Consider the following 15,772-nt stretch of genomic DNA (forward strand, 5'->3'; position numbering starts at 1 on the left):
AAAATTCTTAGCAATGAATAAACTGAAAAATATTTTTAGAAATAAGGCGGTAACTTACGGGGTTATATTATTGTCCGGACTACTGCTTGGCTGGGCGATATTTGGCGGGAATTCGTCCCATGATCACAGCCATGACCTTGAAATGGAAGTGACCGAGGACGGAGAAACAGTATGGACTTGCTCCATGCACCCCCAGATCAGAATGGATAAGCCGGGGAAGTGCCCAATATGTGCTATGGATCTAATTCCCTTGAAATCATCCGGGGGAGGTGATGGTGTAATTGACGATGATGCCATCCAGATGTCAGAAGAAGCCATAGCATTGGCGAATATCCAGACTTCGGTTGTCGGCCACCAAGACGCTGTTAAAGACGTCCAACTGTATGGGACTATCCAGGTGGACGAACGTTTACAACAATCCCAAACATCGCATGTCAATGGACGTATTGAAAATCTTTACGTAACCTTTACCGGCGAGTCGGTAAGAGAAGGCCAGCTGATAGCCAAAATCTATTCGCCCGATTTATTGACGGCGCAGCAAGAATTGCTCGAAGCTGCAAAATTGCAGGATATGCAGCCCCTCCTATTGGAAGCCGCAAAAGAGAAACTGAGTTTATGGAAGGTGTCAGAGGACCAGATAAGCAAAATATTGGCCTCCAATGAAGTTTCACCCTACGTCAATATATATGCGAATACAAGTGGTGTTGTCATAGCAAAAAATGTAAACCCGGGCGATTATATCGGCCAAGGGAGCGTCTTGTACACCATTTCAAACCTTTCCAAGTTATGGGCGGTTTTTGATGCGTATGAAACAGATTTGCCATTTCTAAAGGTGGGAGATCAGCTGGAATATACATTACGGAGTTTGCCCGGAAAAGTCTATAATGGGCGGATTGCCTTTATTAACCCTATCCTTGATCCCAATTCAAGAACGGCAAAAATCAGGGTCGAAGCCGATAACCGCGATCGCAATCTCAAACCTGAAATGTATGCAACAGCACAAATCACTGCTCCTTTAAAGGGATACAACGATGAGTTGGTCATTCCCAAGTCGGCTGTTTTATGGACAGGGAAACGCTCCATAGTTTACGTAAAACAGCCAAATACATCCACGCCTGCTTTTAAACTTCGGGAGATCGTCTTGGGCCCCTCATTGGGCGACCAATATGTTGTTATGTCGGGGCTGGAAAATGGCGAGGAAATCGTGACCAAGGGAGCTTTCACCGTTGATGCAAGTGCCCAGCTGGAAGGTAAAATCAGTATGATGAATAACGATGGCGCAGCATCGGCTGCCGGACATCAGCATGGCGATGCTCAAACCAATGTCAATAAGACCCATGATATGTTGAAAGTATCAGGAAATTGTGAAATGTGCAAAAGCCGGATTGAGAAAGCGGCGAAAAGTGTCAAGGGGGTGATTTCCGCAAACTGGGATGTTAATGCTAAAGTTATCCATTTGGATTTCGATTCAAAAGTAACCTCAAAAAGTGCCATAAGCAAAGCTATTGCTAATGTTGGTCACGATACAGAGCTGGACAAGGCTCCCAAGGCGGTTTATGACGACTTACCGAGTTGCTGTCTCTATGACCGGGGATAATGGTACTTGATTAGTATTAGATCATGAAAAAAAACGGAAAACGAACGAAAGCATACAAAGTAATTTTAACAGTTCTGTTAAGTGTGTTTGTGTTAATGCAATTTATAACCCCCCAAAGGAACCTATCCTCGGTTCCTGCGGGCCAGGTTTTTGTTGATTCATTTAAGGTCGATGCAAAAGTTAATGCAATCCTGTCGGTATCATGCTATGACTGCCATAGCAATAATACCCAATACCCTTGGTACACTAATGTTCAGCCTTTGGGTTGGTTCATGGCAGATCATATAACCGAAGGAAAAGAGAAATTGAACTTTGATGATTTGCCAAATTACAGCCCGAGAAGGATAAACTCAAAGTTTAGCCAGATTATTGAGCAAATTGAGAAAGGCAAAATGCCGTTGAGTTCATATACGTGGATGCACAGTGGTGCACAATTAAACAAAGAGGAAAAACAACTGTTGATTAATTACTTTGATAAGCACTTAAATATAAAATAGTTATGAAAACGCCATCACACCAGCCAGAGAATCATGAGAGCATGAACAACGGCTCAACAACTCCAAAAATAGAACAAAAGGATTCATATCATTCAGGGAGCTATAAGAAACTTTTATGGATGATGTTCATTTCTTTTGCAGCAATGTTCATCTTAATGTATGCCATGGTGGACAAACTCGAAAATGTAATACCAAATGTAAACCAGTTTTATATGGCTGGTCTTATGGCTTCACCAATGCTGCTTATAGAACTCTTGTTGATGCAGAAAATGTATCCCAACAAAAAACTTAATGCGATTCTTATGGGATTAGGTTTTGTGTTACTGCTTTTGTTTTGGTCTGGTATCCGCAAGCAGACGGCCGTAGGCGACATACAGTTTCTTAAATCAATGATCCCACACCATGCTGGGGCGATTTTGATGGTTGAAGAAAGCAAGCTGGAAGATCCAGAAGTAAAAAAACTGGCAGAAGAAATAATTTCTGCTCAAAATCGAGAGATTGAATTTATGAAAGCTAAAATTAAACAGCTGGAAAAAAAGGAATAATAGGATTGGGTTTTGGAATATGTATTCCAAAAGCGATATCCATTGTAGTACAAACCAAAGCCTTGGAATTAATTAAAAAACAAGCATTATGGATATGTATAAAAATATAATAGATCATTTAGGCGATAATGCTTCTTATTATTTGGATCATGTTAGCGAGAAGATTCCCAAAGATAAACTTCAATTGCCTAGCAACGATTCCATTGATAGGGTATTTGTTAACAGTAACCGTAAATTACAGGTTTTGAGAAGCCTCTCTCAACTTTATAACCACGGGAATCTTAGCGGAACCGGATATCTAAGTATCCTGCCAGTGGATCAGGGCATTGAACATAGCGCAGCGTTTTCGTTTTATAAAAACCCTGACTATTTTGACCCTGAGAATATCATCAGGCTCGCCCTTGAATCAGGATGCAATGCCGTAGCATCAACCTTTGGCGGACTTGGTCTTTACGCCAGAAAGTACGCACATAAAATCCCTTTTATTGTCAAGGTCAATCATAATGAGCTCTTGACCTACCCGAACACTTATGATCAGACCTTGTTTGGAACGGTTAAGGAAGCGTGGGATATGGGTGCCGGTCAAGTGTATGAGCAGTAGCGGATTTAAAAGTACAAACCTTTCAGTTTAGCACAAAGTTTATTAAAGGCAAAGACCTTCGATTTACCACTTCACCCGCTATTGCTTATACACAATGTTGTGCGTTCGCCCTTTATTTTTAGTCGGTTTAGTCAATTTTCAAAGGTAGGATTTTTTAGGGTAGGGAAGGCACTCTCTCTTGCAAGTTTTGGTCAAGAGTAGGCTGGTGCGACTTGCAAGAGTGTGTGCCTTTGTGTCGGATTAACTTGCACAGCAACTTAATTTCGATACGTCTTTTCCGAAAGTTATTGCTGCTAATTTGATGCCTTCTCCCAAAGTCAAATAAGGGTAAAAACTGTCTGCCAAGTCTTTTACAGTTATTCCGTATTTGATTGCCATACTTAATTGTTGGATAAGCTCTCCACCTTCGGGTGCGACTACTCTTGCACCTATCAATTTATCCGTTTCGGTGTTGCGAATAAGTTTGATAAATCCCCTTGTGTCATTTGCTGCAATGGCTCTCGGTACGTCTTTCAATTCCAATTTTGAAACTTCAAACGGAATGCCTTTGGATTCTGCCTGTGCTTCGTCCAAACCTGCACCTGCAATTTGTGGGTCAGTAAAAACCACCCAAGGTAAAGAAGAATAATCGGCTTTGTTTTCTGTTCCTGAGAAAGCATTTTCAACGGCAATTTTACCTTCAAAGGCTGCTGTATAAACAAATGCGGGGGTGTTAGCTACGTCTCCTGCTGCGTAAATGTTGGATAGATTGGTCTCCATCTTCTCATTTACTGCAATATGACCACTTTGGGTGAGTTTCAAACCAATGTTATCTAATCCCAATTGACTTGTATGGGGTTTTGTTCCTGTGGCAATTACTACCTTTCCTTTCTCTACAATTTGCGTAAATGAACCATCAGGGCATTTGCAATGAATTATCGTTTCGTTTCCGTTCTTCTCGAATTTCACGGCTCTGAAATTGGGTAATATTTCAATGCCTTCTTTTCGCATTTGGATTTCCAATGCTTCGCTGATGTCAGGTGTTTGTGTTCGCAATACACGGTCTGTAAATTCAATAATGCGGACTTTTACGCCTAAACGATTGTACGCCATTGCAATTTCCAAACCTATATAACCTGCTCCCATAATGGTCAGGCTTTTGGGTTTTTCTTCCAAGTCGAAAAGAGAAACATTGGTCAAGTAGTCAATTTTGTCCAATCCTTCAATAGTCGGAATATTGGTAGTAGCTCCCGTTACGATTAAAAATTTGATTGCTTTGTATTCCTTGCCGTCAACTTCAATGATTTTATTGTCTTTGAAAGTTGCCCAACCTTTTAGCATAGTCAAGTTTTCAAAATCGCTTACAACATCCATATATTTTTTTTCTTGAAGTGTGGCTACCAATTTTTTCTTATCCTTAATGATTTGCGCAAAATCAATGTCAGCGCCTTTTGGTTTGATGCCTTCAAAGTTGGAATGTGTAGCGTGATAAGCCGTTTCACCCGCACGAATAAGATTTTTAGAAGGTACACAACCCACATTGACGCAAGTCCCGCCAAAGTCCAACCCACCGTTTACCATTAAAGTCGATAGACCTAAACTTTCCGCTTTGATAGCTGCCGAAAATGCAGCCGAACCGCCACCGATAATAATTAAATCAAATTGATTATTTCCACTGTTTCCATTATCAGGGATTTCACCTTTTACACGATAATTTTTCGTACCGTTGATGGTGCTGATGATTTCTTCTTTGCTTGTTTTGGCAGGGTCAAAAGAACATTCACAAGTGGCTTTTGAATAGCTCACATTGGCTTCTTTTACGCCTTCTTTTTTGGTAAGCAGTTTTTCAATTCCTGTGGCACAATGGTCGCAGGTCATACCTGTGATGTCAAATTTTACGGTTTCTTTATTCATTTTGTAATTATTTAATTAAATACTTAAATACAAAAGGCAAAAAAATACTATTTCTTGCCAACCACTTTGTAACCTGTGCCGTTGATTGCTTCTTCAATTTGAGCTAAACTCACTTTGGTTTGGTCAAATTCTACTTTGGCAGTCGCTTCTTCATAAATCGCATCTACCTTAATAATACCTGGCAATTTGTTCACGTCATTTTCTACGTGTGAAGCACATCCATTGCAAGTCATTCCTTTTACATCAAAAGTTACCGCTTGAATGTCAGAGGCATTGACGATTACCACTTCCTTATTGTCGTTTGAAGGATAGAAAATGTGTGCGTATTTTGGAAATGCAAGCATCAAGGCTGCAAAAACGGTTACAATTCCCAAAAATGTTTTTGTCTGCATAAAAGGTTTCTTTTCGTCTTCTTCGCAATCACATTGGATTTCTTCGGCTGTTTGTGGTTTGAGTTTCTGATACCAAGCAAAGCCCAATACCAAAACGGTGATACCGATAAGATAAGGTCTTGCTGGTTCCATCCACGAAAAGGTAGATGCCACTCCTGAAGCTCCTGAAATAAGAGCCAATACAGGTGTTATGCAGCAAAGTGATGCTGCTACTGCCGAAAGAACTCCCGCTCCGACAAGTTTGTTGTTTTTCTTGTTCATACTGTTTCCTTTTTTGAATTGTTAATGATATGCTTAAAAAATGGGCGAAGTAAAGTCAATTGCTCTTGTTTTAAAGAGTAGAAAATGGTTTGCCCTTCTCTTCTTCCTTCAATGACGTTTCCGTCTTTTAGCTTTCTGAGGTGTTGCGAAACCGCAGGGATGCTCATTCCGAGAATGTCTGAAAGGTCGCAAGGGCATAATTCGTTTTCTTCTTCTAATAGAAATAAGATTTTCAATCTTACTTCGTTTCCTGCCAATGCTAAAAGTCCACTCAGTTGGGTGAATGCCTTGTCGTTGGTTTGAAGTATTTCTCTACAATTGTCTATTTGAACCTTGTCGGCAAACACTCTGATACACGATTGGTTGTTTTCCATAATTTTCTTGTTTAGGATTAATAACGCAACAAAGATACAAATAGTTTTCTTATTTAAGCGAATTCTTAAATAAAGTTTCCAACAAGTCTTTTGTCAGCGGTGGGTGATTTAGCTCTTTTGTGATACTCCCCAAATACTGGACAACTGCATAAATGTTTAAATTAGCAGTTGAGAATGAAGAAATCAAGAAGAAAGTTTAGTGCGAGTTTCAAGGCCAAGGTGGCGATAGAAGCGATTAAGGAACAGCAGACGATCCATGAGCTGGCATCGAAGTATGAGGTCCAAGCTACCCAGATCAACACCTGGAAGCGGGAGTTTTTAAGCAATGCGGAAGCGGCTTTTACGACAGGTAAACCCTCGTCAAAGGACGAATCCAAAGAGAAGGAGCTTTACTCCAAGATTGGAGAACTCCAGATACAGGTTGATTTTTTAAAAAAAGTATTGGGCAAATGAGTTTAGAAGAGAAACGCCAGCTTGTTTGCCCATCCCACAAAAAGATGAGCGTTCACAAACAATGCAAGATTATAGGACTTCCGCGTAGCAGCTACTATTTTAAGCCCAAGGGTGTCTCGCTGTTCAACCAGCGGCTGATGAAAGCTATAGACCGTAAGTTTTTGGACTGTCCTTTCTACGGTGTTGAGCGGATGACCGTCCATCTTAGGAAAGACTTAGGTTATTCTGTGGGGCAGAAGCGTGTCAGGAGATTGTATAAGATGATGAACCTGAAGACAATATATCCCAAGAAAAACCTGAGCATGGCCAATAAGGCGGATTACAAGTTCCCTTATCTTTTGCGAAACCTGAAGATCGAGCGGGCGAATCAGGTCTGGCAAGCTGACATTACCTACATCCCTATGTTTCGGGGCTTTATGTATATGTTTGCTATCATCGATGTCTATAGCAGGAAGATCATGGGATGGTCTGTTTCCAACACGATGAATGCGGAATGGTGCAGGGATGTGATGCTGGAAACTATCGAGCGGCATGGCAAACCAGAAATATTCAATACCGACCAGGGTTCACAGTTTACTTCGGAGATATTTGTGAGTGCACTGCAAGATGCACAGATCCAGCTATCGATGGACGGCAAAGGCCGTGCACTGGACAATGTGTATATAGAAAGGTTCTGGGGTTCACTAAAAAGGGAGAAGATCTACTTAAATCCACCCAATGGTGGTGTAGATCTCTATCAAAAGATAAATGACTACGTGAAGTTCTATAACACGCAGAGGCGTCATGATTCACTGAATGATGAGACCCCCGATCATGTGTATTATAAAAAGAAGGCTTCATAAAAGAGCTTGTGCAATGAAAGGCGTCAGTGCTCAATGGAATATTTTCTCTCTTTTTCAAACACCCTCGATCCCTTTGGGGAGGGGATTTGAAAAGGAAAAAATATCTGGTAGTGCAATCCGAAAAAATGAAAATAATATATTAGGTTTGAAATTAGTTGTCCAACAAAAGGGCAGTATCATATTTTGGTTTTTTTAGGGTTGGCTTTTGTGTCGGCAAAAACCAAATGTGCTAAATGTGCGGTGGGTTTTAGGGTGACGCACAACGTGGCGATTGGCGCTACAATTTATTTTGGATCTCATGAAAGTGATCGGCAAATAAAGGAAATAGCAGAAACCTTTGCGGAAGCACATGGTTTAGGAATGGCAACCATCCTTTGGTGCTATACCCGCAACGAAGCATTCGAAACCAAGGATAATGATCACCACAGTTCAGCGGATCTGACCGGGCAGGCCAACCATTTAGGAGTAACAATACAGGCAGATATCATAAAGCAGAAATTACCGAACACTAACTATGGTTTTAAGAACCTGCAATTTGGCAAATATGATGATGAAATGTACGAAAACCTTACAACGGATCACCCTATTGATCTCTGTAGATTTCAGGTAGCCAACTGTTATATGGGAAAAATTGGACTCGTCAATTCTGGGGGTGGTTCAAAAGGAGCATCAGATATGGATGAAGCCATCACGACAGCAGTAATTAACAAACGTGCCGGAGGTTCCGGACTGATATTGGGAAGAAAAGCTTTTCAAAGGCCTTTTAGTGAGGGGGTCGAACTATTACAAACTATCCAGCAAGTATATTTGGAAGATAAGATAACGGTTGCATAAGTTTAGACCCAAATACTCATTTTCAGCAAGGAAACCTAAACAGGAAAGATGAAAACAGTAAAAATAAAAAAATACTCAGGGGAACTAGAGCCTTTCGATATAAACAAGCTTATTAATTCTCTTCGGCGATCGCAAGCAGATGAGAATCTCGTCCAGCATGTAGCTCGTAATATCGTGGATCAAGTTGAAGAAGGGATGACCACCAAAAAGATCTATCAGATGGCTTTTAATATGCTTAAAAGCAGATCCCGGATAAGTGCTTCAAAATATAAGCTGAAGAAGTCCCTGATGGAATTAGGTCCAACTGGCTTTCCTTTTGAAAAATTGGTAGGTAAACTGATGGAATTCGAAGGCTTTAATACTCAGGTTGGCGTTATTGTTCAGGGGAACTGTGTTTCACACGAAATAGATGTGATCGCAGAAAAGGAGAACAACCATTATATGATTGAATGTAAATATCATAGTGGTCAAGGACGGTTCTGTAATGTAAAGACGCCGCTGTATGTTCAATCGAGACTCATGGACGTCAAGCAACGATGGAAGAGTCAAGTTGAACATGACGCTAAACTCCACCGGGGCGGACTTTATACCAATACCCGTTTCACCACCGATGCAATTCAGTATGGAACCTGCGTTGATTTAATGCTTGTTAGCTGGGATTATCCCCCGCAAAATTCATTGAAGGTGAGAATTGATAAAGCTGGTCTATATCCTTTAACAGCATTGGCTACTCTCACTAAAACTGAAAAAAGACAGCTGTTGGACAAAGGAATAGTACTTTGCAAAGAAGTATACGAAAATCCAATCTTGTTAGAGCAATTGGGAGTAAATGAATCAAGGCAAAAGAAAATCTTGGATGACTCCTTAAAATTATGTAGCGCCATTAACACTTTAATATAATGTACAACTGTTATTTTAAACTCTAAATCATATAATATGAAAAGATACACATGTCCCATGCACCCGCAGGTGATGAAGGACGAACCTGGAAAATGTCCGATCTGCGGCATGGATTTAGTGCCGATGGGTGGTTCACAAAAGCAGTCACATTCGCACCACCACCACCACCATCACGACACCCATTCAGACCCCTCAGACCACTCGGCCGGTGGATACAACAAACATGAAGGGCACCACACAAACGATTTTTTGAAACGATTTTGGGTGTCGCTGATCCTGACAGGTCCCATTCTATTACTTTCAGAAATGATACAGAATTGGTTGGGCTTTCAGATTTCATTTTCCGGAGATAAGTATGTGTTGCTAATCTTGGGGGTTGCCATTTATATTTACGGTGGCATGCCGTTTCTCAAAGGGATGGTCGGCGAAGTCAAGGCCAAAGCGATTGGAATGATGACCCTTGTTGCAATAGCGATCACCGTAGCTTTTGTATATTCCGTTGCGGTAGTTTTTGGTCTGCCCGGCATGGATTTCTTTTGGGAATTGGCTACGCTTATCGTGATCATGCTGCTGGGGCATTGGTTGGAAATGCGTTCGCAAATGGCAGCCTCCAAGGCATTACAATCCCTTGTGGCTTTGTTGCCAAATGAAGTAACTGTTGAACGAAATGGTGAAGCTCTGAAAATAAACCTGGAAGAACTAAAAAACGGTGAGACCGTTATCATCAGGCCCGGTGAAAAAATCCCTGCTGATGGGGTAATTTCAGGAGGAAATTCATCTGTAAATGAAAGTATGCTGACAGGAGAAAGCGTTCCTGTAAAAAAGCAGGCAGGTGGAAAAGTGATTGCCGGATCTATTAATGGCGATGGCATGCTAAAAATAAAGGCAACCGGTGTAGGGAAGGATAGTTATCTCAATAAAGTCATCAATCTTGTACAAGAGGCACAAGAGGCAAAGTCCAATACGCAAAACCTTGCTGATAAGGTAGCAAAGTGGCTCACATTCATCGCCATCGCAGTAGGTGTAGGCACCTTTATTTATTGGTTCAGCAGCAGCGGCGACCTTGCTTTTGCTCTGGAAAGAATGGTCACGGTTATGGTTACAGCCTGTCCGCACGCATTGGGTGTTGCTATACCATTAGTGGTCGCCATTTCGACCACCCTTTCAGCAACAAACGGTCTGCTGATCCGCAATCGAACCGCGTTTGAAACTACACGGAATTTGTCTACCATTATTTTTGATAAAACAGGAACGCTTACCCAAGGCTCTCACGCTGTGGAAAGGGTAATCCCGGTAACCGATGAATATACAGCTGACGACATCATCATGTATGCGGCGGCGGTTCAACAAAATTCCGAGCATCATATTGCCAAAGGCGTGATGACAACCTTGAAAGAAAGGAGCCTTGAATTATGGAACTCAGAAGATTTTCAATACATGCAGGGTATCGGTGTCCAAGGCGTCGTAAATAAGAAAAAAGTTGTGGCTGCCGGTCCCAACTATTTTAAAGCAAATAATTTATCAATGCCTGAAATTCCAACAGAGATCAATCAAGATGTTGAAACGGTGAATTTTGTTTTGATTAACGATAATGTAATTGGAATAATCACCTTGGCGGACAGTATTCGTCAAGGATCTCAAGAGGCAATTGATGAATTAAGAAAGATGAACATCAAATCTTTCCTGCTCACGGGCGATAATGAACACATAGCCAAATCGGTTTCCGATAAATTAGGGATGGATGGCTTTATGGCCAATGTTCTGCCCCACCAAAAACAGGAAAAGGTAAAAGAGTATCAGGCAGCCGGAGAAATTGTAGCAATGACCGGAGACGGAGTGAATGATGCGCCCGCTTTAGCACAGGCAGATGTCGGCATAGCAGTGGGTTCCGGAACAGATGTAGCGGCCGAAACTGCGGATATTATCTTAGTAAACAGTGATCCACGAGATGTAATGAAATTAGTGGATTTTGGAAAACGGACATACAAGAAAATGGTTCAAAATCTTATTTGGGCTGTAGGTTACAACGTGGTAGCCATTCCTTTAGCAGCAGGTATATTGTATCCAAATTTCGTACTCAGCCCTGCAATGGGTGCGGTGTTGATGAGCGTTAGTACCATTGTAGTAGCGATCAATGCGAGCCTCTTAAAATTAAAACCGCTAAAATGATGGTGGCAATCAATCCTTGTCGAACAGTAACAACAACAATATGTTATGAGATATAATTTAATACTGCTACTTATGCTTGTTACGATAAGCAGTAGCGCTCAATCAGCACACTCATCTCATGAGCAACAAATGGGTAACCCACAAATAAATGTAAATGAGGGCGAGACGGAACAACAAAAGGCATACACCTGTCCAATGCATCCAGAAATACTCTCCGATAAACCGGGAAACTGTCCCAAATGCGGGATGAAGCTTGTTCCTAAAAAGATGGAGGGTAACGAAAGTCATGGAGAGATGAATATGAACAAGCAAGCCCTAGAAAATGTCCCAATGCTTCCAGAGAAGATAATTGGTGGCGGAAAGGTTGTAAAATACCATCTGTATGTAAAAGACACCGTTGTTACCTATGGCGGAAAATCCAAAAGAGCTATCGCAGTTAATGGACAGATACCGATGCCCACATTGACATTTACGGAAGGGGACACGGCAGAGATCATGGTACACAACCTTATGGACGAAGCCACATCCCTGCATTGGCATGGTGTAATGCTGCCCAACAAAGAAGATGGTGTTCCTTGGCTGACCCAAAAGCCCATTGAGCCAAATTCTACCTATACGTATCGCTTTCCGATAATCCAACATGGTACGCATTGGTACCATTCGCATTCCGGCATGCAGGAACAGATAGGTATGTATGGTTCTTTCATAATGAATAAACGTGAGGGTGATCCCACATTCAGGAAAGGTATTGATGATCTGCCTACAGTTCCTTTGATTTTAAGTGAATGGACAAATTTAAATCCAGACAATGTCCACCGGATGCTTCATAATGCCAATGACTGGTTTGCAATTAAGAAAGGGACGACCCAAAGTTATCTGGAAGCTATAAAAGAAGGACATTTTAAAACGAAAGTTACAAACGAGTGGAAACGTATGCTTGCGATGGATGTCAGTGATGTTTATTATGATAAATTTTTGATCAACGGCGCAGATGGGCAGCAACTCTCACAATTTAAGGCGGGAGACAAAGTTCGGTTGAGGATCGCTAATGGTGGTGCTTCATCCTATTTTTGGATCAATTACGCAGGTGGAAAGATTACCGTCGTTGCCAGTGACGGGAATGATGTCGAACCGGTTGAAGTGGATAGGCTGATCGTAGGGGTTTCGGAAACTTACGATATCATCGTTACCATTCCTGAGCCAAATAATTCCTATGAGTTATTGGTTACCCCTGAGGATCGCACCGAATCTGCATCGATTTATATCGGCGAAGGAAGGAAAGTACCACATTCCCCACTTCCGAAACTTAAATACTTTGAGGGCATGAAGATGATGAACGATATGATGAAAATGAACGGGGACATGAAGGACATGGGGATGAAAATGAGTCTCCAAAAGATGGACATGAATTCGGTAATGTATCCCGAGATCACAGGTGATAAAAATGGTAATAAAGCGATGGGTAAAATGGAAATGGACTCCTCAATGGATCACTCAGCCCATGATATGTCAAGTTCTGACATCGTTACCTTAAATTACGACATGCTTAAATCACCGTACAATACCGAACTGTCAAAAGATCAACCGGTAAAAGAAGTGACCTTTACGCTCACAGGGAACATGAATAGGTATGTCTGGAGCATGGATAACAAGGTTCTTTCCGAAGTGGATAAGATTCCTGTCAAGAAAGGAGAAATTCTCAGGATTAAACTGTTCAACAATTCTATGATGCGGCATCCAATGCATCTCCACGGATTTGATTTCCGTGTCCTAAATAGTAATGGAATACAGTCCCCGCTAAAGAATGTCATTGACATCATGCCTATGGAGACGAATATCATTGAATTTGCCGCCAATACCGAGGGTGACTGGTTCTTCCATTGTCATATTATGTATCATATGATGGCAGGTATGAACCGGGTTTTTGCAGTAGGTGATTATCAAAACCCAAACCTGCCTAACAAAGAAAAAGCATATAAAAAACTGCAAAAAGAGAGCAATGGATGGCATTTTATGGCTGAGAACGACTTTGCTACAAATGGTAACGACGGGCAGGCAATGCTTCAAAATACACGCTGGAAACTTAGTACCGAATGGAGATTAGGTTATAATAATCGCCATGGATATGAAACTGAAACGCACTTCGGTCGATATATCGGAAAAATGCAGTGGTTTATGCCTTTCGTAGGCTTCGATTGGAGATATCGGGAATTTGGCAGCCATGAGATCGAAAAGAATATGTTCGGACAGAAAAACACGAAAAATAAAAGAGCCAAACTAAGTGCAGGTTTCGTTTACACTTTACCTATGCTGGCCGATTTTCAAGCTGAGGTATATTCAGACGGTATTGTCCGCCTCCAATTAGCAAGGGAGGATATCCCTTTGACTGCAAGATTGAGAGGGGCATTTATGGTAAATACAGACAAAGAGTATATGGGTGGTCTAAAATACATTTTGACCAGAAACATTGCCGCTACTACCCATTATGACAGCGATATGGGCTGGGGGTTCGGATTGAATTTGTCCTATTAAGTTTGACTTTCTATGAGGTCGGATTTAGAATCCGACCTCTTTTAATGAATTAAAAATGTTACTTAATAGGATAGTCTTATAACATCTAATTTGTAGCATCATTCCAAATGCTTTCTTGTAGCATCATTTCTAATTTTTCTAAGTGTTTTTGTTGAGGCTGGCTCTTTCCATTCTCCCAAGCAAGAATAGTTGAACCATGTATATCTAAGAGTTTTCCCAATTTCGTATTACTAAGTCCGTTTCGCCACTTATATGCTTTTAAACGTCCCCGAAACGTTGTCTCGTCAAACTCAAACGGACAATATCCTAAGAACCCGAAAATAGGTGGATAATATTGAATTTGGGGTTCGCTTCTGTTGTTTTCCCAATATGTAATGCAGTCCTCGCTAACATTAAATATTGCTGCTAAATCCTTTTGAAACAGCCTTAGCTCAATTCTTCTCTTCCTTATATGTTCACCAAGAGTCTGTGGATTTACAGGTGCTTTTATTGGTAGAGGTTTACTGATTTGTTGTTCAAAACGTAAACAGGGCAACGCATGAATGTGGTTGTGTTACCTTCTTCGAGACTTAATCTTGATGGAATCAAAACATAAAAGACTCAGAAATAGGCCCGATATCAATGTAATTAGTATTAATTGCAACCAACATAACCATCGAAATGAGGAGCAAGAGAGCGTGTGTTCCACGGTATCGATAGCCCGACTGGATGTCAACGCAAGATAGTGCTTTCATTTTCTTTTTTCTGTTAAAGAAAAAGGTACGGGCAGGAGTGGGTGATGAATCTCCCGTATGTCTTTTATCTATGATATGATAGCCAACACAATCTGATACGGGAACTCAATTTCCTTGTTGAGCAAAATTTCAGGAACCAGCATAAGATCTCTTATTATGTCGGTTTACTGAACAAATCACCAAAGACCATTACTTTCAAGAAAATTGATGAAAAGTCACCTCTGCAGATTATCCACGACCGTATTCTGTTAGANGTCGGTTTACTGAACAAATCACCAAAGACCATTACTTTCAAGAAAATTGATGAAAAGTCACCTCTGCAGATTATCCACGACCGTATTCTGTTAGAGGCAAAAAACCTGCTTCACTATACGAAGCTGCATATTTCTGAAATAGCATATGAACTCGGTTTTGAAAGTGTTCAGGTATTCAGCTGGTTCTTCAAATGGTTATCAAATAGAAACACAATTTATTTTTAGCTATTTTGGTTTCAATAATTAAGTAGAATACATGTATGAAACCATTAACTCAAAAGCAGTTGTCAATTAAAATGTATGTGTTTACTGATTTCTATAAAATGATTTTTATAGCATTAAATTAGCACGCATGGGGAGCACTGATTTAAAAGAGGAAAGCAAGGGCTTACTGTATCCGGCCTATCATAAATTATACAGTTCTCTAAGCAGCTTGGATAAATTTGAAAAAGGAACCAACTTTTTCGATAATATCTCTTATCTAGACAATTTCCTGTCGGAATATAGAAATGTGACATTTATGCTTCAAAAATCGTTAGCACATACAGATTACATAAAAGTTTACGAGGAGAACAGGGAGAAATATTTATTGAATGATGTCTGCAAATGGTTTATTGAAAAGCGAAATGAGGTGTTGAAGCAGCAACCATTCGACCTGGAGAAAAAAATACGCATTGTAATATATACCACCGCCGATAACCTTGCTTTGCCAGAATTGTCCTTTACGATAGAAAATGATGTAGAATATTCAACGCTAATTGATTCAATGCGTGACTTTTTTGCCAAACTAGGTTTGGTTGAGGTTATGTTTTCTGCCGAATTTTCTTTTTATGAAAAAGGGCATAAAGAGCAACACTCCGTTAAAAAATGGGACAAATTTCTGATTTACAGCAA

Annotated in this window: 16 protein-coding genes; 12 read left to right on the top strand and 4 right to left on the bottom strand. The window is 40.8% G+C overall.

Features of this window, described 5'->3' with window-relative positions; genetic code table 11:
* The first annotated feature begins 13 nt into the window (after positions 1-13).
* The 4 genes from NGM62_RS03595 to NGM62_RS03610 all read left to right on the top strand — a co-directional run bounded on the left by NGM62_RS03595 (position 14) and on the right by NGM62_RS03610 (position 3,240).
* Positions 14-1,597, top strand: coding sequence for an efflux RND transporter periplasmic adaptor subunit (locus NGM62_RS03595; protein ID WP_262245848.1), 1,584 nt, complete (start codon positions 14-16; stop codon positions 1,595-1,597).
* A gap of 23 nt (positions 1,598-1,620) precedes the next feature.
* Positions 1,621-2,094 carry a heme-binding domain-containing protein gene (locus NGM62_RS03600; protein ID WP_262245849.1) on the top strand — a complete coding sequence of 158 codons (474 nt, stop codon included), beginning with the start codon at positions 1,621-1,623 and terminating at the stop codon, positions 2,092-2,094.
* A 2-nt stretch (positions 2,095-2,096) separates the two neighbouring features.
* Positions 2,097-2,639 carry a DUF305 domain-containing protein gene (locus tag NGM62_RS03605; RefSeq protein WP_262245850.1) on the top strand — a complete coding sequence of 181 codons (543 nt, stop codon included), beginning with the start codon at positions 2,097-2,099 and terminating at the stop codon, positions 2,637-2,639.
* Positions 2,640-2,727: 88 nt separating this feature from the next.
* The gene (locus tag NGM62_RS03610) at positions 2,728-3,240 is read left to right on the top strand and encodes a hypothetical protein (protein ID WP_262245851.1); all 513 of its coding nucleotides are present in this window, start codon (positions 2,728-2,730) and stop codon (positions 3,238-3,240) included.
* Between the two features lie 240 nt (positions 3,241-3,480).
* Here NGM62_RS03610 and merA read toward each other — a convergent pair whose 3' ends face one another.
* The 3 genes from merA to NGM62_RS03625 are packed head-to-tail and all read right to left on the bottom strand — an operon-like array spanning position 3,481 to position 6,160.
* The gene (gene merA / locus NGM62_RS03615; protein ID WP_073178051.1) at positions 3,481-5,133 is read right to left on the bottom strand and encodes a mercury(II) reductase; all 1,653 of its coding nucleotides are present in this window, start codon (positions 5,131-5,133) and stop codon (positions 3,481-3,483) included.
* Positions 5,134-5,180: 47 nt separating this feature from the next.
* The gene (gene merTP / locus NGM62_RS03620) at positions 5,181-5,786 is read right to left on the bottom strand and encodes a mercuric transport protein MerTP (RefSeq protein WP_163518371.1); all 606 of its coding nucleotides are present in this window, start codon (positions 5,784-5,786) and stop codon (positions 5,181-5,183) included.
* Positions 5,783-6,160, bottom strand: a complete 378-nt coding sequence (locus NGM62_RS03625) for an ArsR/SmtB family transcription factor (RefSeq protein ID WP_058699658.1) — start codon at positions 6,158-6,160, stop codon at positions 5,783-5,785. Before NGM62_RS03625 ends, merTP begins: the two co-directional genes overlap by 4 nt.
* 174 nt (positions 6,161-6,334) lie before the next feature.
* Between NGM62_RS03625 and NGM62_RS03630 the strand changes: the two genes are divergently transcribed.
* The 6 genes from NGM62_RS03630 (at position 6,335) to NGM62_RS03655 (ending at position 13,890) form a co-directional block, all read left to right on the top strand.
* A complete protein-coding gene (locus tag NGM62_RS03630) occupies positions 6,335-6,613 on the top strand; it encodes a transposase (protein WP_188754073.1) in 279 nt (92 codons plus the stop codon).
* Positions 6,610-7,455 (top strand): IS3 family transposase, encoded by an 846-nt coding sequence (locus tag NGM62_RS03635; protein WP_262245852.1) that lies wholly within the window; start codon positions 6,610-6,612, stop codon positions 7,453-7,455. Before NGM62_RS03630 ends, NGM62_RS03635 begins: the two co-directional genes overlap by 4 nt.
* Before the next feature lie 207 nt (positions 7,456-7,662).
* On the top strand, positions 7,663-8,289 hold the full coding sequence (locus NGM62_RS03640) for a class I fructose-bisphosphate aldolase (RefSeq protein ID WP_262245853.1): 627 nt from the start codon (positions 7,663-7,665) through the stop codon (positions 8,287-8,289).
* A gap of 48 nt (positions 8,290-8,337) precedes the next feature.
* Positions 8,338-9,189 (top strand): restriction endonuclease, encoded by an 852-nt coding sequence (locus tag NGM62_RS03645; RefSeq protein WP_262245854.1) that lies wholly within the window; start codon positions 8,338-8,340, stop codon positions 9,187-9,189.
* Positions 9,190-9,225: 36 nt separating this feature from the next.
* Positions 9,226-11,358 carry a heavy metal translocating P-type ATPase gene (locus tag NGM62_RS03650; protein WP_262245855.1) on the top strand — a complete coding sequence of 711 codons (2,133 nt, stop codon included), beginning with the start codon at positions 9,226-9,228 and terminating at the stop codon, positions 11,356-11,358.
* A gap of 72 nt (positions 11,359-11,430) precedes the next feature.
* Complete coding sequence (locus NGM62_RS03655) at positions 11,431-13,890, top strand: multicopper oxidase domain-containing protein (RefSeq protein WP_262245856.1); 2,460 nt, start codon at positions 11,431-11,433, stop codon at positions 13,888-13,890.
* An 85-nt stretch (positions 13,891-13,975) separates the two neighbouring features.
* Here the strand turns inward: NGM62_RS03655 and NGM62_RS03660 are convergent, their stop codons facing one another.
* The gene (locus NGM62_RS03660) at positions 13,976-14,425 is read right to left on the bottom strand and encodes a helix-turn-helix domain-containing protein (RefSeq protein ID WP_262245857.1); all 450 of its coding nucleotides are present in this window, start codon (positions 14,423-14,425) and stop codon (positions 13,976-13,978) included.
* A 498-nt stretch (positions 14,426-14,923) separates the two neighbouring features.
* Here NGM62_RS03660 and NGM62_RS22170 point away from each other — a divergent pair, with 498 nt between their 5' ends.
* Together NGM62_RS22170 and NGM62_RS03665 are read left to right on the top strand one after the other, a co-directional pair.
* The gene (locus NGM62_RS22170; RefSeq protein ID WP_390936359.1) at positions 14,924-15,103 is read left to right on the top strand and encodes a helix-turn-helix domain-containing protein; all 180 of its coding nucleotides are present in this window, start codon (positions 14,924-14,926) and stop codon (positions 15,101-15,103) included.
* A gap of 127 nt (positions 15,104-15,230) precedes the next feature.
* Positions 15,231-15,772 (top strand): hypothetical protein (locus NGM62_RS03665; RefSeq protein WP_262245859.1); only part of this gene is annotated, 542 nt, incomplete at its 3' end.

This window comes from Parapedobacter soli (genome assembly GCF_025460835.1).
In the GTDB taxonomy this organism is placed as follows: Bacteria; Bacteroidota; Bacteroidia; order Sphingobacteriales; family Sphingobacteriaceae; genus Parapedobacter; species Parapedobacter soli.

What these genes read in the sequence shown, in the direction of transcription:
- NGM62_RS03595 (WP_262245848.1), top strand. Translation starts at nt 14, where the DNA reads ATGAATAAACTGAAAAATATTTTTAGAAATAAGGCGGTAACTTACGGG.
- NGM62_RS03600 (WP_262245849.1), top strand. Translation starts at nt 1,621, where the DNA reads ATGAAAAAAAACGGAAAACGAACGAAAGCATACAAAGTAATTTTAACA.
- NGM62_RS03605 (WP_262245850.1), top strand. Translation starts at nt 2,097, where the DNA reads ATGAAAACGCCATCACACCAGCCAGAGAATCATGAGAGCATGAACAAC.
- NGM62_RS03610 (WP_262245851.1), top strand. Translation starts at nt 2,728, where the DNA reads ATGGATATGTATAAAAATATAATAGATCATTTAGGCGATAATGCTTCT.
- merA (WP_073178051.1), bottom strand. Translation starts at nt 5,133, where the DNA reads ATGAATAAAGAAACCGTAAAATTTGACATCACAGGTATGACCTGCGAC.
- merTP (WP_163518371.1), bottom strand. Translation starts at nt 5,786, where the DNA reads ATGAACAAGAAAAACAACAAACTTGTCGGAGCGGGAGTTCTTTCGGCA.
- NGM62_RS03625 (WP_058699658.1), bottom strand. Translation starts at nt 6,160, where the DNA reads ATGGAAAACAACCAATCGTGTATCAGAGTGTTTGCCGACAAGGTTCAA.
- NGM62_RS03630 (WP_188754073.1), top strand. Translation starts at nt 6,335, where the DNA reads ATGAAGAAATCAAGAAGAAAGTTTAGTGCGAGTTTCAAGGCCAAGGTG.
- NGM62_RS03635 (WP_262245852.1), top strand. Translation starts at nt 6,610, where the DNA reads ATGAGTTTAGAAGAGAAACGCCAGCTTGTTTGCCCATCCCACAAAAAG.
- NGM62_RS03645 (WP_262245854.1), top strand. Translation starts at nt 8,338, where the DNA reads ATGAAAACAGTAAAAATAAAAAAATACTCAGGGGAACTAGAGCCTTTC.
- NGM62_RS03650 (WP_262245855.1), top strand. Translation starts at nt 9,226, where the DNA reads ATGAAAAGATACACATGTCCCATGCACCCGCAGGTGATGAAGGACGAA.
- NGM62_RS03655 (WP_262245856.1), top strand. Translation starts at nt 11,431, where the DNA reads ATGCTTGTTACGATAAGCAGTAGCGCTCAATCAGCACACTCATCTCAT.